This is a genomic window from Chryseobacterium taklimakanense, from assembly GCF_900187185.1.
GTDB classification, from domain to species: Bacteria; Bacteroidota; Bacteroidia; order Flavobacteriales; family Weeksellaceae; genus Planobacterium; species Planobacterium taklimakanense.
Genome location: NZ_LT906465.1, coordinates 2,390,275 through 2,414,519, shown reverse-complemented (window position 1 = coordinate 2,414,519; position 24,245 = coordinate 2,390,275). Strand labels below are relative to the sequence as shown.

The following is a 24,245-nucleotide window of genomic DNA, read 5'->3' as shown; positions in this document are numbered from 1 at the left end:
CAACTGATATCGTTCAATGGCCGGAAATTTCTCCGGCCTTTTTTTGTAACTTTGATTTTATGGAAAATGTTAAAAAATTTGGTTTGGTAGGCAGAAACATCGCCTATTCTTTCTCAAAGAAATATTTTACTGAAAAGTTTAAAAAACTCTTTTTGAAAGATCATTCGTATGAAGTTTTTGATATAAAAGACATCAGCGAAATTTCAGACGTCCTCCAAACTGAAAACCTTCACGGATTTAATGTCACGATTCCGTACAAAGAGCAAATCTTACCTTTCCTTGACGAACTGAGCGATGAAGCAAAAGAAATTGGGGCTGTAAACACCGTATCCATAAGAACCGGCAAAACAAAAGGCTTTAACACAGATACCTACGGTTTTGAAAAAACTTTAAACCTTCATAAAAAAGGCCATCAGCAAAGTGCACTTGTTTTGGGTGACGGTGGTGCCGCGAAAGCAGTACGGTACGTCTTAAAACAAAAAAATATTCCCTTCGAAACCGTTTCCCGAAAATCGGATATTAACTTTGAAAACCTTAGCCGTGATTTGGTGTCATCGCATAAAATTATTGTGCAGTGCACTCCTGTGGGCACTTATCCAGATGTAAACGATTGTTTAGCATTTCCTTTTGAAGCACTCACAAACGAACATCTGATCATCGACCTCATTTACAATCCAACCTACACGGAATTCATCAAGAAAGCTGCAGAGCAGGGAGCGAAATGCGTCAACGGTTATTTCATGCTGGAGCAGCAGGCCGAAAAAGCCTGGGAAATCTGGAATTCGTGATCCGGGAATTTTTAAACATTTTTTTTAAAATACCAACCAAATAGAAAAAATAAGTATATTTATTGCAGTTTTTATAAGGCAGAGATGGCTTAGCCTAGCATTTAAATTTGAAAAAGTACTTAAAAATAAGTTGCTATGAACACGGAAAATCAAAATCCTGAAAACGAAGATCTAAAACCTGGAACCGAAGGACAAATTGGGGAAAATTCTGAAAACCAGTCTGATGTGGACACTCAGAAATCGGTGCAGATGCCGCCGGAAGAAAAGGTTTTATCTGAAGTAGATCCAAATAAGGAAGAAATGCTTACTGATGAAATAAGCGAAGAAGTTCCGCAAAGTTCAGCGACAGAAATCATGGAGGCCACTCCGGAACACCAGCAAAGCATGCATACTCAAAAGCCTTTCCACATCCCGGAGGAAAAAGTTCTTTCCGAGATTGACCCCGAAGAGGCTGAAGAGGATCAGGAAGAAACACCGGATCATACAACCGACTCCCGGAATGCTGAACAGGTAATTGGTGAAATGGAAAAACTCGTAAATGAGCAAAATGCCGGTGAAAAAAACCGTCAGTTCCAACAGCTGAGAGAGTTGGCAACCCAAAAAATGCAGGAGGAAACCGAAGACAAGAAACACGAGTTTATCTCCGCGGGAAACAGCGAAGAAAACTTCAGCTGGGAACATCCGTCATTATCAAAACTTTCCGGGTTAATCACGATATTCAAAGAGAAACACGACAGTTACCTTGCCAAACAGGAAGAGCAGCACGCTGAAAACCTTGCCGCCAGACAGGAAATTATAGAACGGCTGAAAAACCTCTACACCAACAGTGAGCCGGGAACCAACCTTTTCAAGGAAATCCGTGAGATCAAACAGGCTTGGAGCAGCGCCGGACAGGTGGCAAAATCGGAGTTTAAGCTTCTGAATAACAATTATTTCCATCATTTGAACCAGTTTTATGCCATGCTGGATCTGAATAAGGATTATCTGCATCAGGAATACACCCACAACCTTGAAAAAAGGCAGCAAATCATTGAGCGGGCAAAAGAGCTGGTAAAAGAACCGGTACAGAAAGCCCTGAATGAGCTGCAATACCTTCATAAATTATGGAAGGAAGAGGCAGAACCGGTTGCAGAAGAATTCCGTGAGAAAACCTGGGACGAGTTCAGGGAGATCTCTAACCAAATCCACGAAAGAAAATCTGAACTTTCTGCAGCAATTGAAGAGGAACAGAAGGCCAATCTGGAAAAGAAAAACCAGATCATAGCCGAAATAAAAAAACTCTCTTCACCAGAAAATGCGCCTAACCACAGCTTCTGGCAAAATGCCATAAAAAAAGTGGAAGATTTAAGGACAGAGTTCCTGAAGATTGGCAGCGTCCCAAGAAAGATTTCAAACCAGAACTGGAACGATTTTAAGCAAACCCTAAGGGACTTCAATACCGTTAAAAACAATTTTTACAAAAACCTGAAGGGGAGCCAGGTCACCAACCTTGAAGAAAAACTGAAACTAATTCAGATTGCCAAAGACAATATGAATTCCGAAGACTGGGACACCATGGTACCCCTCTTCAAAAAACTTCAGGAAGACTGGAAAAAAATCGGTCACGTTCCCAGAAGCCAGGCTAATAAGATTTGGGATGATTTCCGCGGGGCCTGCAATACTTTTTTTGGAAACTACAGGTCTAAAAATACTACCGGCAGCGGCGACAACTGGAAGGAAAACTATAAGCTCAAACGCGCCCTGCTCGATGAACTAAAGGAAGTGGGCAGCGACGAAACCAGCGTTGAAAAAATTGAAGAAATCAAAGGAAAGTGGAATGCAATAGGTAAAGTGCCGCGCGAGAAACTTTCTATAAATTCCGAATTCAATAAAACTTTAAGAGAAAAATTGAAGCTCAACAAAGTAAGCGAATTCGAAATAAAAGATGAAAACCTTTCTGAAAATCAACTGACTGACAAAGCCCGGAAGATTAAAAATCAGGTTGCAGATCTAGAGGCAGAAATCGCAACGCTGGAAAACAACCTCGGTTTCTTTAGCAATCCGAGCAGAGAAAATCCTTTATTGAAGGACACTTATGCAAACATTTACGACAAAAAGGCACAGCTTGAAACCCTGAAACAAAACCTCCACAAAATTATCAGCGGAGAGTAAAAATAATTTAGAAAACTGAAAGGCGAAGCAAAGAAATTTGTCTTCGCTTTTTTATACAATGACGGACGAATTTTATTTAAGACGCTGCATTGAACTGGCGAAAAAAGCTGCCGGAAACACTTATCCGAATCCCCTGGTAGGCAGCGTGATCGTTCATAACGGTAAAATTATCGGGGAAGGTTATCATGAAAAAGCCGGTGAGCCGCATGCGGAAATCAACGCGATAAACTCTGTAAAAGATTCATCATTGCTACCCGAATCCACCATTTATGTATCACTGGAACCCTGCTCCCATTTCGGAAAAACACCGCCCTGCGCATTAAAACTAAAGGAAATTGGTTTTAAAACCGTCGTTATTGGAACTTTGGATTCCCACGAAAAAGTTAACGGCAAAGGAAAACAGATCCTCGAAGACGCAGGAATCAAAGTTGTAAGTGGTGTGTTGGAAAAAGAGTGTAGGGATTTAAACAAAAGATTTTTCACTTTCCACCAGAAAAAAAGGCCATATATTATTCTAAAATGGGCGCAGTCGGAAGATGGTTTTATGGATAAAAATTTTCAGCCCTACCCGATTTCAAATGTCATTGTAAATCAGTATACACATCAGCTCCGTGCTGACGAACATGCCATTTTAGTTGGGACGCAAACGGCTTTAAGAGACAATCCGAGCTTATCTGTACGGAATGTTTCCGGTAAAAATCCAATCCGGATTCTTATTGATTTTGATTTGAAAGTTCCTTCGGATTTCAATATTTATAACAGTGAAGCAGAAACATTTATTTTCAATTCGAAAAAAGAAGTTGCTGAGGAAAACATAAAATTCATCAGAATATCAAAAGAAAATTTCCTGCAGGATTTAATGCACCGGCTTTACGGGATGCAGATCCAGTCGGTTATTGTAGAAGGCGGAGGTTTTACGATTCAACAGTTCATCAGTCAAAATCTTTGGGATGAGGCCTTTGTGATTACCAACGAAAACCTTTTTCTGAAAAGCGGCACCACAGCACCTGAAATTTCGGCACTACCTTTCAGCACAGAACATTTCCGGAGTAATGTCGTGAAACACTACTTGAACCATGCAGTTTGAATTCAGAACCATTAAATCGCCCGTAGAAGACATCCTTTTAAAGGAGAAAGGAAGCAAATTCCTTGGTTTTGCCTATCCTGTAAACGATGAAAAAGAGTTAAAAAAGTTCCTCGACGCCCTGAAAGCTGAACATCCGAAAGCCACACACCACTGCTACGCATTTCGCCTGGGTTTAAATGGCGAAAATTACCGCGCCAATGACGACGGCGAACCTTCCGGAAGTGCCGGATTACCCATCTATAACCAACTTCTTGCGAACGATCTTACAAATATTCTTCTCGTCGTGGTTCGGTATTACGGCGGTACAAAACTCGGGGTTTCGGGGTTGGTAAAGGCCTATAAGGAATCGGCAAAAATGGTTCTGGAAGAAGCAGAAATCATCACCCGCGAACTGGAGTCCGTGCTCGAAATTCATTTCGGGTTTAATCAGCAAAATGTTATTTTTACCCTGCTTAATAAATTCGACGGAAAAATTCTTGACTTCACGACGGAGCAAAACTGCACCATTACAGCAATGGTTAAAACTTCACAAAAAGAAAACATCTCGGAAGTTCTTTCCGAGATGCAGCATATTTCTTTTAAATTTATTTAATTTAATCTCTCCTTCCCGTAAGCATCGACGCGAAATAAATAAGCTGAGCTAACGATCCCAAAGCTGCTACAACATAGGTTCTCGCGGCCCATTTAAGCGAATCATCCGCACCTTCATACTCAGCTTTGTTGGCCAGTGTGCCTGAGCTTTTCAACCAGGCTAGTGCCCTTTTACTCGCATCATACTCTACAGGAAGCGTTACAAACGCAAAAGCTGTTGTTACAGCGAAAAGAATCACACCAATAAGCAAAAGCGTTTTATTCCCGCTGGATGCCATTACTACAATACCCGCCATAAGAACAAACTGTAAAAGTTTTGATGAAAAGTTAACCGCCGGAACCATTTTGGAACGCAGCTGCAACATAGAATAACCCACAGCGTGCTGAACGGCGTGGCCGGTTTCGTGCGCCGCAACCGCTGCCGCCGCCGCATTTCTCTGCATATAAACCCCTTCAGACAGGTTGATGGTCTTATTTTCAGGATTGTAATGGTCCGTAAGCTGGCCAGGTACCGATATCACCTGAACATCCTGAATTCCGTTGTCCCGAAGCATTTTTTCAGCAATTTCTTTCCCGGACATCCCATTCTGCAGATGAACATTGGAATAGTATGCAAATTTTGAACGGAGCCTGTTCTGCACGATCATACTGATAATGAAAATCGCTCCAATGATAAGATAATAACCACTCATTTCTATTATTTTTTGATTGTTTTTTCAGTTTAAAATTCTCTTTTTTTATGGAAAAACTATGCCAAATTACTACTCATTTTTAATTAATAAGTATCTTTGTCTTTCCTTAATTTTACAAACATGTCTGCGATCTTTATTAAAGAGGTAAAATCCGATAATGAGCTGATGGAATTCATCCGGTTCCCTATGGATTTATACAAAAATAACAAAAACTTTGTACCCTCTTTAATTACCGATGAAAAGCAGATCTGGAACAAAAAAGAAAATCCCGCACTCCAGTATTCCGAAGCCCGGCAGTTTCTGGCCTATAAAAATGAAAAAATTGCCGGCAGAATTGCGGTGATCATCAATAAAAAGGAAGAGGCTGAACTTGGGATCAGAAAAGTACGGTTTGGGTGGATCGATTTCATTGATGATGTTGAAGTGTCCAAAGCACTGATTGAGACGGCGGTAAATTTCGCTAAAGAAAACAACATCAGCAAGATCGAAGGCCCAATGGGATTTACCAACCTGGATAAAGCAGGAATGCTGGTGCACGGTTTTGATGAAATTGCTACGATGATCGGCATTTACAACTTTGAATATTATCCGAAACATCTTGAAAATCTGGGTCTTACCAAAGAAAAGGAGTGGGTGGAATATGAAATCAAATTTCCTGAAGTTCTTCCTGAAAAGGTTATAAAATTTAATGAACTTGTAAAAGAAAAATACAAGCTCAAAGTATTGAATTTCAGAACTAAAAATGAAATCATACCCTACATAGACCCCATGTTCAGGCTCTTGGATGAAACTTATAAAAATCTCTCTACCTACACCCCAATTACCGAAGAGCAGATTAAGACTTACAAGGAAAAATATTTCCCGTTCATCAATAAGGATTATATCATTTGTATTGCAGATGAGCAGAACAATTTAATTTCCTTTGCGATTACCATGCCCTCTTACTCCCGGGCACTGCAAAAATCCAACGGCAAACTTTTCCCTTTTGGGTGGTGGTATTTCCTGCAGGCCGGAAAGAAAAACGACCGCGCAAATTTTTATCTGATCGGGATACATCCGGAATACCAGCGTCGCGGCGTGACTTCAATTATATTCAAAGAAATCTTCGACAGGTTCAGAAAAAAAGGCGTAAAACACCTGGAAACCAATCCTGAACTCGAAGAAAACAAAGCAATCCAACTGCTGTGGCAGGACTATAATCCTGTAAATCATAAACGGAGGAGAACCTATTCTATGGAATTTTAAGTTAAAAAGAGATGAAAAAACACCTCTACATCTATGGATCGATGATCCTTTTGTTTATCGTCTACAATCAGTTTTTTCAGATACAGGATGATCGTATCAATACCATTGTGAATATTCTCTTTGCCAGCTTCCTATTTCTTTACATCGCGTTTATGGCCTTTATCGCAATTAGAAAAATGAAAAATTCAAGCAAAAAATAATTATTTATAACAATTCTAAATACCGACACTAAGGTATCATTCTTTTCGTTTTTTTTTGAGTCTTTGGATTTCGTTTTAATCTTTATTTGCTAAATTTGCAGATTGAGAAAACAACCCAGTAATGAACTTACCTGAAAATTATATCCCGATACTCATACAGGCAGCTGTAGGTTTGAGTTTCGTTCTGCTGTCTCTAATCGGAACCCATTTCCTGGGACCAAAGCAAAGCAAAGCCCAGAACCGTAAAAACGAAAGTTTCGAGTGCGGAATCGAAGTTGAAGGAAATGCGAGAACGCCGTTTTCGGTTAAATATTTCCTTACTGCCGTACTTTTTGTGCTTTTTGATATCGAGATTGTATTCTTTTATCCTTATGCTGTAAATTTCAGGGAATTCGGTGTGGCCGGTTTTCTCGCGGTCCTTACTTTCGTAGCTGTTTTCTTCCTTGCATTTATTTATGTTTGGAAAAGAGGCGCACTGGACTGGGATAAATAACAAAAGGAAGCAGGAACATGAGTTACGAATAAAATTTGAACTTTAAACCTGAAACCTTAAACTTTTAACTTTAAACACAAGACTTATGTCAGATAATAAACCGGTAGTAAGAATGGATGCGCAGGCACCTGAAGGTTATGAAGGTGAAGGCTTCTTTGCTACCAAATTGAGCAGCGTAATCGGTTTGGCGAGAAGTTACTCGCTTTGGCCTTTACCATTTGCAACTTCCTGCTGCGGCATTGAATATATGGCGTTCCTGAATCCTACATACGACGGATCAAGATTTGGAATGGAGAGAAACTCTTTCTCGCCAAGACACGCGGACATGCTGATGGTTTGCGGAACTATTTCAAAAAAATTAGCCCCTGTCTTACAGCAGGTATACACGCAGATGGCTGAACCGCGCTGGGTGGTTGCAGTAGGAGCATGTGCGAGCAGCGGTGGTATTTTTGATACTTATTCAGTTCTCCAGGGAATTGACAGGATTATTCCAGTGGATGTTTACGTGCCGGGATGCCCGCCAAGGCCAGAGCAAATCATCGAAGGTGTGATGCAGGTTCAGGCACTGGCACAAAGCGAAAGCCTCAGAAGAAGAGACACACCGGAATACCAGGCATTGCTGGAATCTTACGGAATAAAATGATTTGAAAGTGTGGGAATTTGAAGATTTGAAAATTTCAAATTCTTAACATTTGAATAGAATTGAATAAAATTTGAGTGATATAATTTTTTAATTAACTCATTTTCAAATTTTCAAATTAATCAAAATGACAAACGAATTTGTTTTAGAAGCGATAAACAGAGAGTTTCCAGGAAGCGTTCTTTCAAGTTCAGAACCTTACGGAATGCTGACGCTGGAAATCAAAAAAGATGACCTGAAAAAAGTAGTACACCATCTGCGGGATTCTTCCCTTGAGATCAATTTTCTTACCGATATTACGGGTATTCATTATCCAGAAAATAAAGAAAAGGAGCTCGGCGTCATTTACCATCTTCACAATATGAAAGATAATTTCAGAATTCGTCTGAAATCTTTTACACAACGTGAAGGCGCCGAATTTGAAACGCTTACCGACCTCTACGCAGGAGCCAACTGGATGGAAAGAGAAACCTTCGATTTTTTCGGAATCAAATTCAAAGGGCATCCGGATCTGAGGGTCATACTGAATTCACCTGACCTTGGCTACCACCCAATGCTGAAGGAGTACCGTCTGGAAGACGGCACCAGAACAGACAAGGACGACAAGATGTTCGGACGCTAAAATCATTTGAAATTCAAAATTTGATATTTGAGATTCAGCAATTTCAAACCTCAGATCTCAAAACTAAAATCAAATATTATGAAAGACAACGCACTATCCAATATAATAAACCAGTACGACTCCAGCGAACACATCGACGGGCAGCTGTACACCCTGAACCTCGGCCCTACGCACCCGGCGACACACGGTATTTTTGAAAACGTGCTGACGATGGACGGCGAAAAAATAGTTCATGACGAGCAAACCGTGGGTTACATTCACAGGGCTTTCGAGAAAATTTCTGAGAGAAGAAATTTTGCACAGATCACCACCCTTACTGACCGTATGAACTACTGTTCATCGCCCATCAACAACATGGGATGGCACATGACGGTAGAAAAACTCATCGGTTGCGAAGTTCCGAAGCGCGTGGATTATATGCGTGTGATTATGATGGAACTTGCCCGAATTGCCGACCATATGATCTGTAACGGTGTAATCGCGATGGATGCGGGTGCTATTACCGGACTGACTTACCTTTTCCGCGAAAGAGAAGCTATTTATGAGCTTTATGAACAGATTTGCGGTGCGAGGATGACCACGAATATGGGAAGAATCGGAGGCTTTGAAAGAGATTTCTCACCCAAATTCCACGAACTGTTACAAAACTGGCTGAAAAAATTCCCAAAAATCTGGGGTGAATTTTGTACGTTGAATGAGCGAAACAGAATTTTCATGGACAGAACCATTGCCGCAGGCACCATCTCCGCAGAACGTGCTTTAAGTTACGGTTTTACAGGTCCAAACCTTCGGGCTACCGGGGTTGACTATGATGTTCGGGTCGCCAGTCCGTATTCTTCATACAACGATTTTGATTTCATCATTCCAGTGGGAACTTCAGGGGACACTTATGACCGTTTTATGGTGCGCCAGCATGAAGTTTGGGAATCATTGAAAATCATTGAGCAGGCATATAATAACCTGCCTGACGGGCCGTTCCACGCCGATGTGCCGGAATTTTACCTTCCTGAAAAAGCAGATGTTTACTCAAAAATGGAAGCTCTGATTTACCATTTCAAAATTGTAATGGGTGAAACGGATGTTCCAAAAGGTGAAGTTTACCACTGCGTAGAGGGCGGAAACGGAGAATTAGGATTCTATCTGGTGAGCGACGGCGGAAGAAGCCCGTACCGACTGCATTTCAGAAGGCCTTGCTTCATTTATTACCAGGCTTACCCTGAAATGATTAAAGGCGGAATGATTTCTGATGCCATCGTTACCATGTGTTCGATGAACGTCATTGCGGGGGAATTAGATGCATAAATTTAAAAACGTACAATGTACAATGTACAATGTACAATGTACTGTAAAAATAAAAATCTTTGTACTTTGTACATTTTACATTTTACAAAATTAAAAAATGAGCGAAACGATTGCTTTCAAACCTGAAACTTTAGAACAGGTACATAAAATTATCTCAAGATATCCCGAGGGAAGACAAAAATCTGCCCTTATACCGATTCTTCATGTGGCACAGAAAGAATTTGGCGGCTGGCTCGATGTTCCGGTGATGGATTATGTAGCCCAAATCCTGAACATCAAACCTATCGAAGTGTACGAGGTGGCCACTTTCTACACCATGTTCAATATGAAACCGGTAGGAAAATACGTTTTGGAAGTTTGCAGAACCGGGCCCTGTATGGTTTCAGGAAGCGAAAAAATACTGAATCACATCCGCACCAAACTCAACATTAAAGATGGTGAAACCACTGCGGACGGACTGTTTACGCTGAAACCTGCGGAATGTCTTGGCGCGTGCGGCTATGCCCCGATGATGCAGTTGGGCAAATTTTATCACGAAAATTTAACTATAGAAAAAGTGGACGAGATCCTGGAACTTTGCAGACAGGGCGCCGTTGCTTTGGATTAAATATTTATGAAACTTACACCACAGGAAATACAGAAAATCCAGACATTTTTCCGGGATAAACCGGTAAAAAAAGTTTATCTGTTTGGTTCTTTTGCCCGTGGTGAAGCCGATGAAAACAGCGATGTTGATCTTTTAATCGATTGGGATTATAATCATCACATCGGATTAAATTACATTAAATGGTTGTTTGATGTAAAGGAAATTTTAGGGAAAGAAGTAGATTTTGTTTCCTGGGAATTTATCTCACCATTAATTGAAAAGTACATTCAAAATGATAAAGTTTTGATTTATGAAGCATAAATTGGGAGATATTGACAGAATTAATCACATCGTTGATTCCATTGAAAAAATTGAAAAGATCTTGGAAGGTGTTTCAATGAGGATTTTGTCACAAATTATGAAAAAAGCCTTGCTGTTGAAAGATTGTTGTTAATCATTGGGGAAGCGACAAATCATATTTCTGAAGAGACACTGTATGATGAAGAAAATTCAACACCATGGAAATTAATTGTTGGGTTAAGAAATTTACTTTCGCACGAATATTTTAGAGTTGATAATAAAACTATTTTCCAACTCGCCACAAAAGATATTGAAGCGATGAAGAGAGAAATTTTAAGAATTAAAAATAAACTTGAAAATAATGGTTAAGGCAATTTGCTGAAAACCAAAACAATACGAAAATGAGTAAAAAACTTTTACTTAAAGACGCTCACGTTGAGGGAATCCGCTATTTCGATGTTTACAGAAAACAGGGCGGTTATGAGGCCTTGGAAAAAGCGTTGAAAATGACTCCCGAGGAAATTCTGGAAGAAGTAAAAACTTCCGGGCTTCGCGGCCGTGGTGGTGCCGGTTTCCCTACCGGTTTGAAATGGAGTTTCCTTGCAAAACCTGAAGGCGTACCGAGACACCTGGTGGTAAATGCCGATGAATCGGAACCGGGAACTTTTAAGGACAGATATTTAATGGAATTCCTTCCCCACCTTTTGATTGAAGGGATGCTGATTTCATCATACTGTTTGGGTTCCAATACGTCTTATATCTACATCCGCGGTGAATATTCATGGATTCCGGATATTTTGGAAGAAGCTATTGAGGAAGCCCGTAATGCAGGTTTCCTTGGTAAAAATATTTTAGGAACCGGTTTCGACTGTGAAATTTATGTTCAGAGAGGTGCCGGAGCCTACATTTGCGGCGAAGAAACCGCGCTATTGGAATCCCTTGAAGGAAAAAGAGGAAATCCAAGGCTGAAACCGCCGTTCCCTGCCGTGAAAGGGCTTTGGGAAAGGCCAACCGTCGTCAACAACGTGGAATCTATCGCTGCGGTAGTTCCTATCATTAATATTACCGGTGCTGAATATGCCAAAATCGGAGTAGGTAAATCTACCGGGACCAAACTGATTTCTGCCTGCGGAAATATCAATAAACCAGGCGTTTATGAGATTGATATGACCATTACGGTTGAAGAATTCATTTATTCTGATGAATACTGCGGTGGAATTAAAGACGGAAAACGGCTTAAAGCCTGTATTCCCGGAGGTTCTTCCGTTCCCATCGTCCCGGCGAATTTACTTTTGAGAACCATCAACGGCGAACCGAGATATATGAACTACGAATCCCTTGCGGACGGCGGTTTCGCGACCGGAACGATGATGGGTTCGGGAGGTTTCATTGTTTTGGATGAAGACCAGTGCGTGGTGGAACACACAATGACGTTAGCAAGATTTTATGCCCACGAAAGTTGCGGACAGTGCACACCGTGCCGCGAAGGAACCCCGTGGATGTATAAAATTCTGAAAAAAATAGAAAACGGAGAAGGTACAATGGCAGATATCGATTTGCTTTGGGATATCCAGAGAAAAATCGAAGGCAACACGATCTGCCCTTTGGGTGACGCTGCAGCTTGGCCTGTAGCAGCGGCAATTCGCCACTTCAGAGATGAATTTGAATGGCACGTGAAAAACCCTGAACTTGCTAAAACACAGAATTACGGATTAGCCAATTACGCCGATCCAATTCCTGCTCCGGCAGCCAATTAATTAATAAATCAGGACGCTGACTGCCAACAGCAGGACGCCGACAGCATAATTATGAGCGAAGAAGTTAAAAAATTTAAAATCACCATCGACGGACAGGAAACCGAAGTTGCGCCGGGAACTACCATCTTGGAAGCGGCAAGACAAATCGGCGGAAAATCTGTACCGCCTGCAATGTGCTACTACAAACCGCTGGAAACCAGTGGCGGACGGTGCAGAACCTGCCTTGTAGAAGTCTCCAAAGGTTCGGAAGCAGATCCACGGCCTATGCCGAAACTCGTGGCAAGCTGCAGAACCGGAGTGATGGACGGTATGGAAGTAAAAAACCTGACCTCCGAAAAAACACAGGAAGCCAGAAAAGCCGTAACCGAATTTCTTTTGGTAAACCACCCTTTGGATTGCCCAATCTGTGACCAGGCCGGTGAATGCCACCTTCAGGATTTGGGTTATGAGCACGGTGTGGAACAAACCAGAACTGAATTTGAAAGAAGGACTTTCGAGCCGGAAGATATCGGGCCGTACATCAAACTTCATATGAACAGATGTATACTTTGTGCAAGATGCGTACTGGCAGCAAATCAACTGACGGAAAAACGCGAGCACGGAATCCTGTTCAGAGGCGACCATGCTGAAATTTCAACCTATCTGAATAAAGCGCTCGATAATGATTTCTACGGAAACGTGATTGATGTTTGTCCGGTAGGGGCACTGACCGACAGAACTTCCAGGTTTGCAAGCCGTGTTTGGTTCACCAAACCGATGAATGCAAGCTGTTCCTGCGATAAATGTTCCGGAAAAGCAGTGCTTTGGATGAAAGGCGACGAAGTAATCCGTGTAACAGCAAGACAGGACCAGTACGGAGAATCTGAAGAATGGATCTGCAACTCATGCCGTTGGGATAAGAAAGATGTGAAATACTGGAATATCGAAGGCCCGAGACATATCGACAGGCATTCGGTGATTTCTCTGAACCACTATCAGAAAGCAGCTGACGAACCTGTTTTGCTCGACAATCCGATGGCGAAACAGATCAGCACAAAAGACGAAGCACAGGCCGAAGAACAAAAATAATTTATAATCAGATAATTTGAGAATGGGTTAATGAGATAATTTTTAAATCTCGAATCTCGAATCTCAAATCTCGAATCAAAAAAATTATGGATTTAATCACTTTTAAAATCATACTGGTTGTATCTCTTTTTGCAGTATCATTGGGTATTGCCGCCTACTCTACATGGGGCGAAAGAAAAGTTGCAGCCGCACTGCAGGACAGAATTGGGCCGAACAGAGCCGGACCATTCGGATTATTGCAACCTTTGGCAGACGGTGGTAAACTGTTTTTTAAGGAAGGGTTTATTCCGTCAGGTGCTGAGAAATTCCTCTTTATTTTAGGACCTTCCATCACCATGTTTATTGCGTTGGTTACCGGTGCAGTGATTCCGTGGGGAAAATCTTTAAACATAGGCGGCGAATCTTTTGCATTGCAGGTTGCGAATATCGATGTTGGAGTGCTTTTCCTTGTGGGAATGGTATCCATCGGTGTTTACGGAATGATGATCGGGGGCTGGGCTTCCAACAATAAATACTCACTGATCGGAGCCATCCGTGCATCTTCCCAGATGATCTCTTATGAGCTGGCCATGGGACTTTCCCTTCTTTCAATCATTATGATGAGCGGAAGTCTGGATTTGAATAAAATCGTTGCAGATCAGGGAACCGGAAAACTTTGGGGGCTTTTTGAAGCAGACGGGTTCAACTGGAACATCCTTTACCAACCGTTGGCATTCATCATCTTTTTTGTAGCGGCAATGGCTGAAACCAACCGCCACCCTTTCGATTTGCCGGAGTGTGAATCTGAACTTGTAAACGGTTATATGACTGAATATTCATCCATGAATTTCGGGATGTATATGTTCGGGGAATATGTGAATATGTTCATCTCTAATGCATTAATCGCGACTTTATTTTTCGGCGGCTTCAATTATCCGGGAATTAACTGGGTCACTGAAAACTGGGGCGAAAATGTAGCCGGAATCCTGAGTATCCTGGCAATTATGGCTAAAGCCATCATCGGTATCTTAATCTTTATGTGGATCAGATGGACGATTCCGAGATTCAGATATGACCAACTGATGCATCTGGGATGGAAAACTTTAATTCCATTGGCATTGATAAACCTTGTGATTACCGGTGCGGTGATTTTGTTCGCCGGAGCGTAACTGCGTGAGCGATGGTAGCGGAAAGCCCGCAGTAGCGTGGGCGCGAGCGCAGCGAGCGCCGTTGAACGAGGACTTGAAGCGGACGTAGCGACCCGAATGAGCGAACGGATGCGCCGAAAGGCGCAGGAGTGAGCGAGTGAGGGACACGCCCAAATAAAAGTGAAAAAGCAGTGGAGTGTTGTGTGGTATAGTTCTAAACTTTAGACATCATACTTCTAAAAAATAAAAATTTTGCAGGCTGAAAGCAGATTGCCGGATGCCGAAAACAAAATATATCATAATGAAACTAACAAACAGGTCAAAAGTTGTTTCGAATAAGGAAATGACCTTTATGGAAAAACTGTACCTTCCCGCCATTGTGAAAGGTATGGGGATTACCCTGAGGCACGCCCTCGAAGGTTCTAAAGGGAAAGTTTTCGCGTATCCGGAAGTTCAGAAACCGAGAGCCAAAGTGTGGCGGGGACTCCACGTGCTGAAGCGTGATGAAGAAGGCAGGGAAAGATGTACCGCGTGCGGACTTTGCGCTGTGGCGTGTCCTGCGGAAGCTATTACCATGACTTCTGCCGAGCGTACTAAGGACGAGAAACACCTTTACAGAGAAGAAAAATATGCTTCGGTGTACGAAATCAATATGCTGAGATGCATCTTCTGCGGCATGTGCGAGGAAGCGTGTCCTAAATCTGCCATCTACCTGACGGACAGACTGGTAGATGTGGAAAGCAACAGAGGTTCTTTCGTTTACGGTAAAGATAAACTGGTGGAAGATGTGAATAACCGAATCGACATCACCGACCGCCAAAGCGAACTACAAAAAAAGGCAGTGAAATAATGGAACAGGTTTTATTTTTCTTTGTGGCTGCTGTTGCGGTTATAAGTGCTGCAAGTTTTGTATTCAACCGTAACCCGATATACTCAATCCTTTCACTTATTGTGACGATGTTCTCGATTGCGGGAATGTACGTACTGCTGAATGCGCAGTTCCTGGGCATAGTTCAGGTGATTGTGTATGCGGGAGCGATCATGGTTTTATTCCTTTACATCCTGATGATGCTGAACCTGAACAAAACAGACGAAGGCAAAAAACAGAATGCTCTGAAATTTATAGGAGTTTTTGCCGGCGGTATTTTGCTTGTGGGAATGCTGGGCGCTTTCAGAGGGGTGAAACAGAATATTGTTGCCGGTGATGGAATAGACTACAGCGTAGGCTTGACCAAAAATTTAGGAAGACTTTTGTTTAACGAATATGTGCTGCCTTTCGAACTGGCTTCTATCCTCATTCTTGCGGGAATCGTAGGTGCGGTATTGATTGGTAAGAGAGATTTATAAAATTATGGGTGAAGTAAATACATTTATACACAGCGTTCCGCTGAATTATTTCGTAATTCTGTCCACGGTATTGTTCTGCCTTGGGGTTCTTGGTGTTTTGTTGAGGAAAAATGCCATCATTATCCTGGGTTGTGTGGAACTGATGCTGAATTCTGTAAATCTGCTTCTGGCAGCGTTTTCTAGTTATATGGGTGACGGACACGGGCAGATTCTGGTGTTCTTCATCATGGTGGTTGCCGCTGCGGAAGTTGCTGTAGGTTTGGCAATTATCGCGATGATGTACAGAAATACCAAATCTGTTGACGTAAGTATATTTAACAAATTAAGAGGATAAGAAAGAATGGAAAATTTGATTTTTGCTATTGTACTTCTTCCACTTGCCGGATTTTTAATCAACGGGCTTTTCGGGAAAATGCTTCCAAAAAATGTAGTGGGCGGAATTGCAACCTTAGTGGTTTTTGCGGCTTTCTGTATCGCATCTTATTTGTTTTTTAATTTTGACAAAACTTCACAGCCGGTTATCGTAAGGGCTTTTGAATGGTTCCGGGTAAACGGTATTCAGGTGAATTTCAGTTTCCAGATTGATCAGTTGTCTTTAATGATGATCATGATCATCACGGGAATCGGTTCACTGATCCACCTCTATTCTATCGGTTATATGAGCCACGATAAAGGTTTCCACAGGTTCTTTGCGTACCTGAACCTTTTCGTTTTTATGATGCTCCTTTTGGTAATGGGCAGTAACTACATTATCCTCTTCATCGGATGGGAAGGCGTAGGTCTTTGCTCTTACCTACTGATCGGTTTCTGGTTCAAGAATAAAGAATACGGAAAAGCAGCGAGAAAGGCCTTCATTATGAACCGTATCGGTGACCTTGGGCTTTTGATGGGTATCTTTATGATTGCCTTCCACACCAACGCATTCGACTATCTTTCGGTAGCACAAAATGCTTCAAAATTTGAACTGGACGGTTCGGTAATTATCTTTATCTGTGCTGCGCTTTTCATTGGTGCTACAGGTAAATCGGCACAGGTTCCGCTTTATACATGGTTACCTGATGCGATGGCCGGCCCCACTCCGGTTTCAGCACTCATCCACGCAGCAACGATGGTTACTGCGGGGGTTTACCTGGTTGTTCGTTCAAACTTCCTGTATGTTCTGGCTCCAACGGTGATGGACGGCATTCTGTTCATCGGCTTGCTCACTGCGGCTGTTGCCGCATTCTACGCAATGAGGCAGAATGACATTAAAAAAGTTTTGGCTTATTCCACGATTTCACAACTCGGTTTCATGGTTGTGGCTCTGGGTGTAGGTGCTTACACGGCTGCGATGTTCCACCTTATGACTCACGCATTCTTCAAAGCATTATTATTCCTTGGTTCCGGTTCGGTAATTCACGCGATGGGCGGCGAACAGGATATGCGTTTTATGGGCGGGCTGAAAGATAAGATTAAAATTACCCACATCACATTCCTTATCGGAACATTTGCGATTGCGGGGATGCCATTATTCTCCGGGATGATTTCCAAAGATGAAATTATGGTTGCAGCGTGGGCAAAAAATCCGGTTTTCTGGGTAATCCTTTTCCTAATTGCAGCCATGACGGCGGCGTATATGTTCAGACTTTATTATCTGACATTCCACGGACAGTTCAGAGGGACTGAAGAGCAGAAACACCATCTTCACGAAAGCCCACTGAATATGACTGTACCTTTGATGGTTCTTGCGGTACTTTCTGTTGTGGGAGGTTTTATCAACCTGCCTCATATCATCGGACACGGGCATTACTCCAAACTTCAGGAGTGGCTAAGCCCGGTTTTGGTTGAGAATGCTAAAAGCCAGCTGGAGGCGAATCTAAAAGGAGTTTCAGTTTCTACAGAATACATCCTGATTGCAGCGACTGTTGCAATGTTCTTCGCGGTTTGGTTTATCATCAGAAATATTTATGTCAACAAAGGCAAACTTCCTGTTGCGGAAGAAGAGTACACAGGCTGGGAAAGACTTTCTGCCAAAAAATTATATGTGGATGAACTGTACAACGCTTTGTTTGTGAGAACGGTTGAAGGTTTGGGCCGCGGTGGAAAAATGTTCGATAATAATGTTTTGAATAAAGTAGTCGATTTCGTGGGCGATGGTGCTGAAGAAAGTGGAAAATCGATGAAGAAACTGCAGAACGGAAATGTGGAGAATTATGTTCTGGTGATGTCTCTGGCTATCGGAATTATATTGATTGTTAACTTTTTATTACAATAATAATGTCGTATCATTTATTAGCATTATTACTTATACCTCTTGTAGGTTCGGGATTGCTGTTTGCCTTAAAAGGTAAAACCGGCAAGTACATGGCGTTTGGAATTGCTTTAATACAGATGTTGGTTACGTTCTTTGTCCTTTATGGATTTGATGCGAGACCAACTGTAGACAGTGTACTGCAGCACGAAATCAATTATCCGTGGTCACAGTTTCTAAAAAGTTCGCTGCATTTCGGGATTGACGGGATGAGCATGCTGCTTTTGCTTCTGACCAATATTTTGGTGCCTTTAATCATTTATTCATCATTCAATGAAAATGTAAGTTACAGAAATTCTTTCTACGCGCTTATTTTGCTGATGCAGTTTGGTCTGGTTGGCGTTTTCACCGCGCTGGACGGGCTTTTATTCTACATTTTCTGGGAAGTAACTTTAATACCAATTTGGCTGATCGCCGGACTTTGGGGCCAGGAAAACAAAAGATTCCAGTTTACGACTAAATTCTTCGTTTATACGTTTGTGGGTTCACTGTTTATGTTGGGTGCCTTCGTTTACATCTATAATTATGCACCGTCATTTGCGGTAACCGATATGTATAATGCAGGCTTGAACATCACCCAGCAGACGGTGGTTTTCTGGTTTATTTTCTTTGCCTTTGCAGTGAAACTACCGGTATTTCCGTTCCACACCTGGCAGCCCGATACTTACACGTACTCTCCGACACAGGGAACGATGCTTCTTTCAGGGATTATGCTTAAGATGGCAGTTTACGGAATTTTTAGATACCTGCTCCCAATTACTCCGGATGCTATTGCGGGAATTTCAGGTTCTATCGTGTTGATGCTTGCGATCATCGGCGTCCTTCACGGTGCTTTGATTGCTTTAATTCAAAATGATATTAAAAGAATATTCACCTACTCATCATTCTCACACGTTGGACTGATGGTAGCCGGGATTTTCGCCACGGCACTTTTGGTGATGAAGGGAAAATTCACGATTGAAGGTGGCGAGGGAGCTTTAGTGCAGGCTTTTGCGCACGGTTTCAATGTCGTAGGTCTGTTTTACTGTGCTGATATTCTTTACAAAAGATTCAAGACCAGAGATATCCGTCAAATGGGCGGTTTGGCGAGAGTTGCCCCAAAATTTGCGGTCCTGTTTATGATCGTACTTCTCGGTTCTGTGGGATTGCCCTTAACCAACGGTTTCATCGGGGAGTTCATTCTGATAAAGTCAATTTTCGATTATAATGTGCTGGCTGCGATTATTGCGGGAATCACGATTATTCTTGCAGCGGCTTACCTTTTCAGAAGTTATGGTAAAACAATGTTTACGGAAGGCGACGAAAGGGTTCTTTCTACTGCGAAAGACCTTACAGATGCGGAATTTGCCGTGATGGCAAGTATCGCAGGAATGGTGATCCTTTTCGGAGTTTTCCCACAGCCGGTGATTGAACTGGTGAGCAGTTCGCTGAAGTTTATCTACCAATCGATGTTGAATTAAAAAATAAAAAAATTGTACCCTGAGCCTGACGAAGGGTCGAATTTCAAATCAATAATATGAGTGTTTTAATTATTGTTTTCCTTACCGCCGTTATTGCGCTGTTTACCGGGGTTTTTCAGCAGGGGAAACTCGCAAGGTATATCGGAATTGCAGGTTTGCTGGTGGCGCTTTATGTAAGTTACCTGCCGGAAGCGCAATTCTTTGCCCAATATAACCACATGTTCGAATTTGGCCCGAACACCGCCCTGTTCACCAAAATATCGATCGTCGTAACGCTTCTGATTTTCTTTATGGGTGGTTTTGCCTTCAGCAATCACAGAAGCCATCAGTCTGAACTGTATGCGCTGATGCTGTTTTCACTTTGCGGCAGCATTGTACTTTTCGGATATCAGAACTTGGTAACGCTTTTCATCGGCATTGAAATCCTTTCCATTCCGCTTTATGTAATGGCTGGTGCCAATAAAACCGATCTGCGCTCCAACGAAGCATCGTTAAAATATTTCCTGATTGGAGCATTCGCAACCGGATTTTTACTTTTTGGGATTACTTTAATTTACGGAACTTCTGGAACATTCGATTTATACCAGGTTCACGCATACGCCAAAGAATTTCCTGGTGATTTGATGCTGATTTTAGGTATGATTTTAATGATTGCCGCACTGGCATTTAAAGTAGCACTCGCTCCGTTCCACATGTGGAGTCCGGACGTTTACCAGGGTTCACCGTCGCTGATTACAACTTTTATGATGAGCGTGGTGAAAATCTCAGGATTCTACGCATTTTTCAGACTTCTTACGATTGCCTTCATCGGCGTTTATGACGAATGGTTCAATATCATGGGAGTTTTGGTAATCATTACTTTATTCCTTGCCAATACGATGGGACTGGCGCAGAGCAATGCCAAGCGTATGCTCGCCTACTCTTCCGTTTCGCACGCAGGATATTTGGGACTGATTTTCTTTGGAATCAATAATCTTTCAACTTATAATCTGGCGTTTTACCTTTTTGCTTATTCTTTAGCAACCATCGGTGTTATGATGACACTAATCTGGGTTGAAAAACTGAAGAGAGAAACCTCATTCAACGCCTTTAAAGGTTTGGCAAAATCAGAACCGTTACTCGCTGTCGTTGGCGCGATCTCCATGCTTTCAATGGCGGGGATTCCGTTAACTGCCGGTTTCATGGCGAAATTCGCACTTTTTGCTCAGGCTATGCACGGTGCAGCATTTCTGGTGCTGATCGCGATCTTAGGTTCTGCAATTTCAATTGCATACTATTTAAGATTGATTATTGCGATGTTCTTCTTCAAGGAAAGCAGTTTCAAAACTTCAGAATCAGTGACTTTAACCTACAATATTCTGGCGGTTTTCATCATTCTGGCCATTGTGGCGTTGGGCGTATTCCCGGATTTGTTTGCAATGCAGTTTGCGTCTTAAGAAATTTTAAAAACAATACAGAACCCTTTCAGAATTGGAAGGGTTTTTTATTTCACCGGAGCAATAAGTTTCTGCAGTCTACGACAGGTTCACCGTGTTCCCCTGTCTTTTTTGGTAGCTTAAGGTTTTTGAACGCAGTCGAAAACTCGAGGCCCAAAAAAGGAATGCAGCTGCTTATATTGTTGATGTGGTAAGGCTTATGATAGATTTTGCGGTACAGAAAAACGAGTTTATTTATAGGAAGCAGATTGTCTTGGGTTTACCCACACGCACGGTCCCGCTTTCCATTACAATCTTTTTGGTTTGGCAGCTGCGAAAACCCGGAAAAACCAAAAAGGATTTTCATTGCAATCGGGGCTAGGAAGACGTTGCGGTCATTCTTTCCCCGAATAAAAAGTAGCCGGCAAGAAAACCACGTTGCGCTCCTACAGAGCGTCCCAACCTCCATCAAACTTTCTTCGCCTCTTCCCAGAGCAAATCCATTTCTTCCAAAGGCATTTCTGAAAGATTCAGGTTGCGTTCGCTGGCAAGGTTTTCCATTTTTTGGAAGCGTGAAATAAATTTAAGATTGGTTCTTTCCAAAGCAGAATCAGGGTTTATTCCGGAAATTCTCGCGTAATTAATCAGCGAAAAAAACACGTCGCCCAGCTCCTGTTCTTTCTTTACCAAATCAGTTTCAGTGTGAAATTCTGCGAGTTCCTCATCAACTTTTTTCCATGCATCTTCCGCGTTGTGGAATTCAAACCCGATTCCTTTCACTTTTTCCTGAATGCGGAAGGCTTTCACCACACTCGGTGTACCTTTGGAAACTCCGGAAAGGACTGATTTATTACCTTCTTTCAGTTTTAGTTTCTCCCAGTTTTGCTTCACTTCTTCCTCATCTTTCACCTCAACATCCCCATAAATATGCGGATGGCGAAAGATCAGTTTTTCATTCAAAGAATTTATGACATCGGCAATATCAAAACTCTCTTTTTCAGAACCGATTTTAGCATAAAAAACCAGATGCAGCAACACATCGCCGAGTTCCTTTTTTATCTCGTCCAGATTTTCCTCCAGCAAAGCATCGGAAAGTTCGTACACTTCCTCGAGCGTGAGGTGCCTTAAACTTTGCAGATCCTGCTTTTTGTCCCACGGGCATTTTTCGCGCAGGTCGTCAATAATGTCTAGAAGCCGGCCGAAGGCTTCCAGTTTTTCCTGTTTTGAATTCATAAACTGTAAATAAAATTCCCACAGAATAACAGCATTCTGTGGGATATAAATTTAAGGATAAAATCTGTTTATCCCTGTTTTCTCTGTGTAGTTTTTACCGTTGATTTTGCACCGGAAGATGCTTTGGCTTTTGGAGCTGCGGGCTTTTCAGTTTTTGGAGCAGCTTTCTTGGCAGCTGGTTTTTTTTCTGCTTTTTCTTCAGTTGCAGCTTCTTCTGAAGCTACTTCTCCTTCAGCTTTTACGAAGCTGTCAGGTGTGATATAACCGGCCTTGTGAAGGATGTTGTACCACTGTGAAAGTTTTTTGATATCAGATAGGTAAACGCGCTCTGTATCGTAATTTGGCAACGCTTTTTCCATAAACGCTTTAAGTTCTGCGTCATTAGATTTATGGGAAATGGTCTCTTTGTAATCGTGCTGTTTTGCAATATTTTCAAAAACATCGAATAACGGAACTTCTTTATCAAAAGTAAACATCGCAATATTATCGAGCAAACTCACCTGTGAAGAATTCCCGATGCTTACTTTCTTTTTTGTGGTAACGTCTTCAATAATAAAACCGTTTCTCAACTGTGAAACCAGCTTAAACAAGCCCGGCTTACCTGAAATTGAAATAATTTTTTCTAACAACATAATTTTAATTTTTAAATCTTGTTTGACAGTTTGATTGTTTTTCAAATCTATGATGTTCTTTTGAACTCTCGAACCATTTCAAAACCTCAAACCATTTCTAATTTTACTTCGGGAACCTCATTTTATAATTCACATCTGTTTCGCCTTTCATAATCTTCTGCAGCTTGCCTTTCACAAGCTTCTTTTTGAGGGACGAAAGATGGTCTGTAAACAGAATTCCCTCGATATGATCGTACTCATGCTGAATTACGCGGGCACGAATATCGGAAAAAGTTTCGGTATGTTTCTCAAAATTTTCGTCTAAATACTCTATGATGATCGTTTCCTTACGTTTCACATCTTCGCGCACATCAGGTATCGAGAGGCATCCTTCATTGAATTTCCACTCTTCACCGGTTTCTTCCAGGATTTTTGCATTGATGAAAACTTTTCTGAAATCTTTCAGCTCCCCGGCTATATCTATATAATCTTCATCTTCTGCCAAAGGCGATACATCAACCACGAATAGACGGATATCAAGCCCAATTTGCGGCGCTGCAAGACCAATCCCATTGGCACTGTACATCGTCTCAAACATATTGTCGATCAGCTCCTGAAGTTCAGGGTAATCTTTATCAATATTCTTTCCTACTTTCCTTAAAACCGGATCGCCAAAGGCGCGAATTGGTAAAATCATTCTAAATTTGAATTTGTTTAAAACAAAGAATTGCCTCTTTGCTTCTGTTCCAGAAAATTCTGTAAAATAAGGGTGGCACTCACTTTATCAATCAGCGCTTTGCTTTGGCGTTCCTTACGGCTTTTAGCGCTTTGGCTGATATATAATGACGCTATTTTGGAGGTAAATCTTTCATCCAATCTGGAAACCGGAATCTGTGGATATTCCTTGCGGAAATTTTCGATAAACCTCTGAATATCGGCTTCCACTTCCGACATATTACCCCTCAAATCTATGGGCAGTCCAATGACGATGCTTTCAATCTGGTTTTCTGAAAAATATTTCTTCAGAAATTCAAAAATCCTCGCAGTTTCCACGGTATCCAAACCGCTGGCGATGATCTGCATGTCATCGGTTACGGCAATACCTGTGCGCTTCTTTCCATAATCTATTGCCATAATCTGTCCCATAGTGTGCAAATTTAAGGATTTTGAAGGAATTTCATCAATTCACACATCATAAAGAAAGCGCCAAAAAGGCGCTTCATTCTAAATATTTTCGAAA

The 24,245-nt window shown here is 41.8% G+C and carries 27 protein-coding genes; 22 read left to right on the top strand and 5 right to left on the bottom strand.

Annotated features, from left to right (window positions below; all coding sequences use genetic code 11):
• Positions 1-59 precede the first annotated feature (59 nt).
• The 4 genes from CKV81_RS11560 to CKV81_RS11545 all read left to right on the top strand — a co-directional run bounded on the left by CKV81_RS11560 (position 60) and on the right by CKV81_RS11545 (position 4,618).
• Complete coding sequence (locus tag CKV81_RS11560) at positions 60-788, top strand: shikimate dehydrogenase family protein (protein WP_095073405.1); 729 nt, start codon at positions 60-62, stop codon at positions 786-788.
• A gap of 354 nt (positions 789-1,142) precedes the next feature.
• Positions 1,143-2,939 carry a DUF349 domain-containing protein gene (locus tag CKV81_RS11555; protein ID WP_095074487.1) on the top strand — a complete coding sequence of 599 codons (1,797 nt, stop codon included), beginning with the start codon at positions 1,143-1,145 and terminating at the stop codon, positions 2,937-2,939.
• A 58-nt stretch (positions 2,940-2,997) separates the two neighbouring features.
• Positions 2,998-4,026 (top strand): bifunctional diaminohydroxyphosphoribosylaminopyrimidine deaminase/5-amino-6-(5-phosphoribosylamino)uracil reductase RibD, encoded by a 1,029-nt coding sequence (gene ribD / locus CKV81_RS11550; RefSeq protein ID WP_095073403.1) that lies wholly within the window; start codon positions 2,998-3,000, stop codon positions 4,024-4,026.
• A complete protein-coding gene (locus CKV81_RS11545; RefSeq protein WP_095073401.1) occupies positions 4,016-4,618 on the top strand; it encodes a YigZ family protein in 603 nt (200 codons plus the stop codon). Before ribD ends, CKV81_RS11545 begins: the two co-directional genes overlap by 11 nt.
• A gap of 1 nt (position 4,619) precedes the next feature.
• Here CKV81_RS11545 and CKV81_RS11540 read toward each other — a convergent pair whose 3' ends face one another.
• Complete coding sequence (locus CKV81_RS11540) at positions 4,620-5,309, bottom strand: zinc metallopeptidase (protein WP_095073399.1); 690 nt, start codon at positions 5,307-5,309, stop codon at positions 4,620-4,622.
• Between the two features lie 120 nt (positions 5,310-5,429).
• Between CKV81_RS11540 and CKV81_RS11535 the strand changes: the two genes are divergently transcribed.
• The 18 genes from CKV81_RS11535 (at position 5,430) to CKV81_RS11450 (ending at position 21,182) form a co-directional block, all read left to right on the top strand.
• Positions 5,430-6,554, top strand: coding sequence for a GNAT family N-acetyltransferase (locus CKV81_RS11535; RefSeq protein ID WP_095073396.1), 1,125 nt, complete (start codon positions 5,430-5,432; stop codon positions 6,552-6,554).
• A gap of 11 nt (positions 6,555-6,565) precedes the next feature.
• Positions 6,566-6,754: a hypothetical protein gene (locus tag CKV81_RS11530; protein WP_095073394.1), complete on the top strand. Its 189-nt coding sequence runs from the start codon at positions 6,566-6,568 to the stop codon at positions 6,752-6,754.
• A gap of 121 nt (positions 6,755-6,875) precedes the next feature.
• Complete coding sequence (locus CKV81_RS11525; protein ID WP_095073392.1) at positions 6,876-7,247, top strand: NADH-quinone oxidoreductase subunit A; 372 nt, start codon at positions 6,876-6,878, stop codon at positions 7,245-7,247.
• 85 nt (positions 7,248-7,332) lie between these two features.
• The gene (locus tag CKV81_RS11520) at positions 7,333-7,890 is read left to right on the top strand and encodes an NADH-quinone oxidoreductase subunit B (protein ID WP_095073390.1); all 558 of its coding nucleotides are present in this window, start codon (positions 7,333-7,335) and stop codon (positions 7,888-7,890) included.
• A 124-nt stretch (positions 7,891-8,014) separates the two neighbouring features.
• Positions 8,015-8,509 carry an NADH-quinone oxidoreductase subunit C gene (locus CKV81_RS11515; protein ID WP_095073388.1) on the top strand — a complete coding sequence of 165 codons (495 nt, stop codon included), beginning with the start codon at positions 8,015-8,017 and terminating at the stop codon, positions 8,507-8,509.
• A gap of 78 nt (positions 8,510-8,587) precedes the next feature.
• Complete coding sequence (locus CKV81_RS11510) at positions 8,588-9,811, top strand: NADH-quinone oxidoreductase subunit D (RefSeq protein ID WP_095074483.1); 1,224 nt, start codon at positions 8,588-8,590, stop codon at positions 9,809-9,811.
• Positions 9,812-9,908: 97 nt separating this feature from the next.
• Positions 9,909-10,418 (top strand): NADH-quinone oxidoreductase subunit NuoE family protein, encoded by a 510-nt coding sequence (locus CKV81_RS11505; RefSeq protein ID WP_095073385.1) that lies wholly within the window; start codon positions 9,909-9,911, stop codon positions 10,416-10,418.
• A gap of 6 nt (positions 10,419-10,424) precedes the next feature.
• The gene (locus CKV81_RS11500; RefSeq protein ID WP_095073383.1) at positions 10,425-10,718 is read left to right on the top strand and encodes a nucleotidyltransferase family protein; all 294 of its coding nucleotides are present in this window, start codon (positions 10,425-10,427) and stop codon (positions 10,716-10,718) included.
• A gap of 123 nt (positions 10,719-10,841) precedes the next feature.
• On the top strand, positions 10,842-11,066 hold the full coding sequence (locus CKV81_RS13625; RefSeq protein ID WP_258454328.1) for a HepT-like ribonuclease domain-containing protein: 225 nt from the start codon (positions 10,842-10,844) through the stop codon (positions 11,064-11,066).
• A gap of 32 nt (positions 11,067-11,098) precedes the next feature.
• Complete coding sequence (nuoF, locus tag CKV81_RS11490) at positions 11,099-12,454, top strand: NADH-quinone oxidoreductase subunit NuoF (protein ID WP_095073381.1); 1,356 nt, start codon at positions 11,099-11,101, stop codon at positions 12,452-12,454.
• Positions 12,455-12,505: 51 nt separating this feature from the next.
• Positions 12,506-13,522 (top strand): 2Fe-2S iron-sulfur cluster-binding protein, encoded by a 1,017-nt coding sequence (locus CKV81_RS11485; protein WP_095073379.1) that lies wholly within the window; start codon positions 12,506-12,508, stop codon positions 13,520-13,522.
• Positions 13,523-13,608: 86 nt separating this feature from the next.
• Positions 13,609-14,670, top strand: coding sequence for an NADH-quinone oxidoreductase subunit NuoH (gene nuoH, locus CKV81_RS11480; protein WP_095073377.1), 1,062 nt, complete (start codon positions 13,609-13,611; stop codon positions 14,668-14,670).
• A 280-nt stretch (positions 14,671-14,950) separates the two neighbouring features.
• Positions 14,951-15,499 (top strand): NuoI/complex I 23 kDa subunit family protein, encoded by a 549-nt coding sequence (locus CKV81_RS11475; protein WP_095074480.1) that lies wholly within the window; start codon positions 14,951-14,953, stop codon positions 15,497-15,499.
• The gene (locus CKV81_RS11470; protein WP_095073376.1) at positions 15,499-15,996 is read left to right on the top strand and encodes an NADH-quinone oxidoreductase subunit J family protein; all 498 of its coding nucleotides are present in this window, start codon (positions 15,499-15,501) and stop codon (positions 15,994-15,996) included. Before CKV81_RS11475 ends, CKV81_RS11470 begins: the two co-directional genes overlap by 1 nt.
• A 4-nt stretch (positions 15,997-16,000) precedes the next feature.
• Positions 16,001-16,330, top strand: a complete 330-nt coding sequence (nuoK, locus tag CKV81_RS11465) for an NADH-quinone oxidoreductase subunit NuoK (protein ID WP_095073374.1) — start codon at positions 16,001-16,003, stop codon at positions 16,328-16,330.
• A 6-nt stretch (positions 16,331-16,336) separates the two neighbouring features.
• Positions 16,337-18,250: an NADH-quinone oxidoreductase subunit L gene (gene nuoL / locus CKV81_RS11460; protein WP_095073372.1), complete on the top strand. Its 1,914-nt coding sequence runs from the start codon at positions 16,337-16,339 to the stop codon at positions 18,248-18,250.
• A 2-nt stretch (positions 18,251-18,252) separates the two neighbouring features.
• The gene (locus CKV81_RS11455) at positions 18,253-19,746 is read left to right on the top strand and encodes a complex I subunit 4 family protein (protein WP_095073370.1); all 1,494 of its coding nucleotides are present in this window, start codon (positions 18,253-18,255) and stop codon (positions 19,744-19,746) included.
• Positions 19,747-19,802: 56 nt separating this feature from the next.
• A complete protein-coding gene (locus tag CKV81_RS11450; protein ID WP_095073368.1) occupies positions 19,803-21,182 on the top strand; it encodes an NADH-quinone oxidoreductase subunit N in 1,380 nt (459 codons plus the stop codon).
• Between the two features lie 447 nt (positions 21,183-21,629).
• On the opposite strand, the gene mazG is transcribed toward CKV81_RS11450, so the two are convergent.
• From mazG to ruvX, 4 genes are all read right to left on the bottom strand, one after another.
• A complete protein-coding gene (gene mazG, locus CKV81_RS11445; RefSeq protein ID WP_095073366.1) occupies positions 21,630-22,394 on the bottom strand; it encodes a nucleoside triphosphate pyrophosphohydrolase in 765 nt (254 codons plus the stop codon).
• A gap of 68 nt (positions 22,395-22,462) precedes the next feature.
• On the bottom strand, positions 22,463-23,026 hold the full coding sequence (locus tag CKV81_RS11440; RefSeq protein WP_095074477.1) for a DUF5606 family protein: 564 nt from the start codon (positions 23,024-23,026) through the stop codon (positions 22,463-22,465).
• A 103-nt stretch (positions 23,027-23,129) separates the two neighbouring features.
• Positions 23,130-23,702, bottom strand: a complete 573-nt coding sequence (gene def, locus CKV81_RS11435) for a peptide deformylase (RefSeq protein ID WP_095073364.1) — start codon at positions 23,700-23,702, stop codon at positions 23,130-23,132.
• A gap of 17 nt (positions 23,703-23,719) precedes the next feature.
• Positions 23,720-24,151, bottom strand: a complete 432-nt coding sequence (ruvX, locus tag CKV81_RS11430) for a Holliday junction resolvase RuvX (RefSeq protein WP_095073362.1) — start codon at positions 24,149-24,151, stop codon at positions 23,720-23,722.
• Positions 24,152-24,245 lie beyond the last annotated feature (94 nt).

Bases quoted from the DNA above. Each gene is read 5' to 3' on its own strand.
- CKV81_RS11505 (WP_095073385.1), top strand. From the start codon at position 9,909: ATGAGCGAAACGATTGCTTTCAAACCTGAAACTTTAGAACAGGTACAT.
- nuoL (WP_095073372.1), top strand. From the start codon at position 16,337: ATGGAAAATTTGATTTTTGCTATTGTACTTCTTCCACTTGCCGGATTT.
- CKV81_RS11535 (WP_095073396.1), top strand. From the start codon at position 5,430: ATGTCTGCGATCTTTATTAAAGAGGTAAAATCCGATAATGAGCTGATG.
- CKV81_RS11560 (WP_095073405.1), top strand. From the start codon at position 60: ATGGAAAATGTTAAAAAATTTGGTTTGGTAGGCAGAAACATCGCCTAT.
- CKV81_RS11455 (WP_095073370.1), top strand. From the start codon at position 18,253: ATGTCGTATCATTTATTAGCATTATTACTTATACCTCTTGTAGGTTCG.
- CKV81_RS11545 (WP_095073401.1), top strand. From the start codon at position 4,016: ATGCAGTTTGAATTCAGAACCATTAAATCGCCCGTAGAAGACATCCTT.
- ribD (WP_095073403.1), top strand. From the start codon at position 2,998: ATGACGGACGAATTTTATTTAAGACGCTGCATTGAACTGGCGAAAAAA.
- CKV81_RS11515 (WP_095073388.1), top strand. From the start codon at position 8,015: ATGACAAACGAATTTGTTTTAGAAGCGATAAACAGAGAGTTTCCAGGA.
- CKV81_RS11555 (WP_095074487.1), top strand. From the start codon at position 1,143: ATGGAGGCCACTCCGGAACACCAGCAAAGCATGCATACTCAAAAGCCT.
- CKV81_RS11520 (WP_095073390.1), top strand. From the start codon at position 7,333: ATGTCAGATAATAAACCGGTAGTAAGAATGGATGCGCAGGCACCTGAA.
- CKV81_RS11470 (WP_095073376.1), top strand. From the start codon at position 15,499: ATGGAACAGGTTTTATTTTTCTTTGTGGCTGCTGTTGCGGTTATAAGT.
- CKV81_RS11530 (WP_095073394.1), top strand. From the start codon at position 6,566: ATGAAAAAACACCTCTACATCTATGGATCGATGATCCTTTTGTTTATC.
- CKV81_RS11540 (WP_095073399.1), bottom strand. From the start codon at position 5,309: ATGAGTGGTTATTATCTTATCATTGGAGCGATTTTCATTATCAGTATG.
- nuoH (WP_095073377.1), top strand. From the start codon at position 13,609: ATGGATTTAATCACTTTTAAAATCATACTGGTTGTATCTCTTTTTGCA.
- CKV81_RS11475 (WP_095074480.1), top strand. From the start codon at position 14,951: ATGAAACTAACAAACAGGTCAAAAGTTGTTTCGAATAAGGAAATGACC.
- CKV81_RS11440 (WP_095074477.1), bottom strand. From the start codon at position 23,026: ATGTTGTTAGAAAAAATTATTTCAATTTCAGGTAAGCCGGGCTTGTTT.
- CKV81_RS11510 (WP_095074483.1), top strand. From the start codon at position 8,588: ATGAAAGACAACGCACTATCCAATATAATAAACCAGTACGACTCCAGC.
- nuoK (WP_095073374.1), top strand. From the start codon at position 16,001: ATGGGTGAAGTAAATACATTTATACACAGCGTTCCGCTGAATTATTTC.
- CKV81_RS11525 (WP_095073392.1), top strand. From the start codon at position 6,876: ATGAACTTACCTGAAAATTATATCCCGATACTCATACAGGCAGCTGTA.
- CKV81_RS11450 (WP_095073368.1), top strand. From the start codon at position 19,803: ATGAGTGTTTTAATTATTGTTTTCCTTACCGCCGTTATTGCGCTGTTT.
- ruvX (WP_095073362.1), bottom strand. From the start codon at position 24,151: ATGGGACAGATTATGGCAATAGATTATGGAAAGAAGCGCACAGGTATT.
- CKV81_RS11485 (WP_095073379.1), top strand. From the start codon at position 12,506: ATGAGCGAAGAAGTTAAAAAATTTAAAATCACCATCGACGGACAGGAA.
- CKV81_RS11500 (WP_095073383.1), top strand. From the start codon at position 10,425: ATGAAACTTACACCACAGGAAATACAGAAAATCCAGACATTTTTCCGG.
- mazG (WP_095073366.1), bottom strand. From the start codon at position 22,394: ATGAATTCAAAACAGGAAAAACTGGAAGCCTTCGGCCGGCTTCTAGAC.
- nuoF (WP_095073381.1), top strand. From the start codon at position 11,099: ATGAGTAAAAAACTTTTACTTAAAGACGCTCACGTTGAGGGAATCCGC.
- def (WP_095073364.1), bottom strand. From the start codon at position 23,702: ATGATTTTACCAATTCGCGCCTTTGGCGATCCGGTTTTAAGGAAAGTA.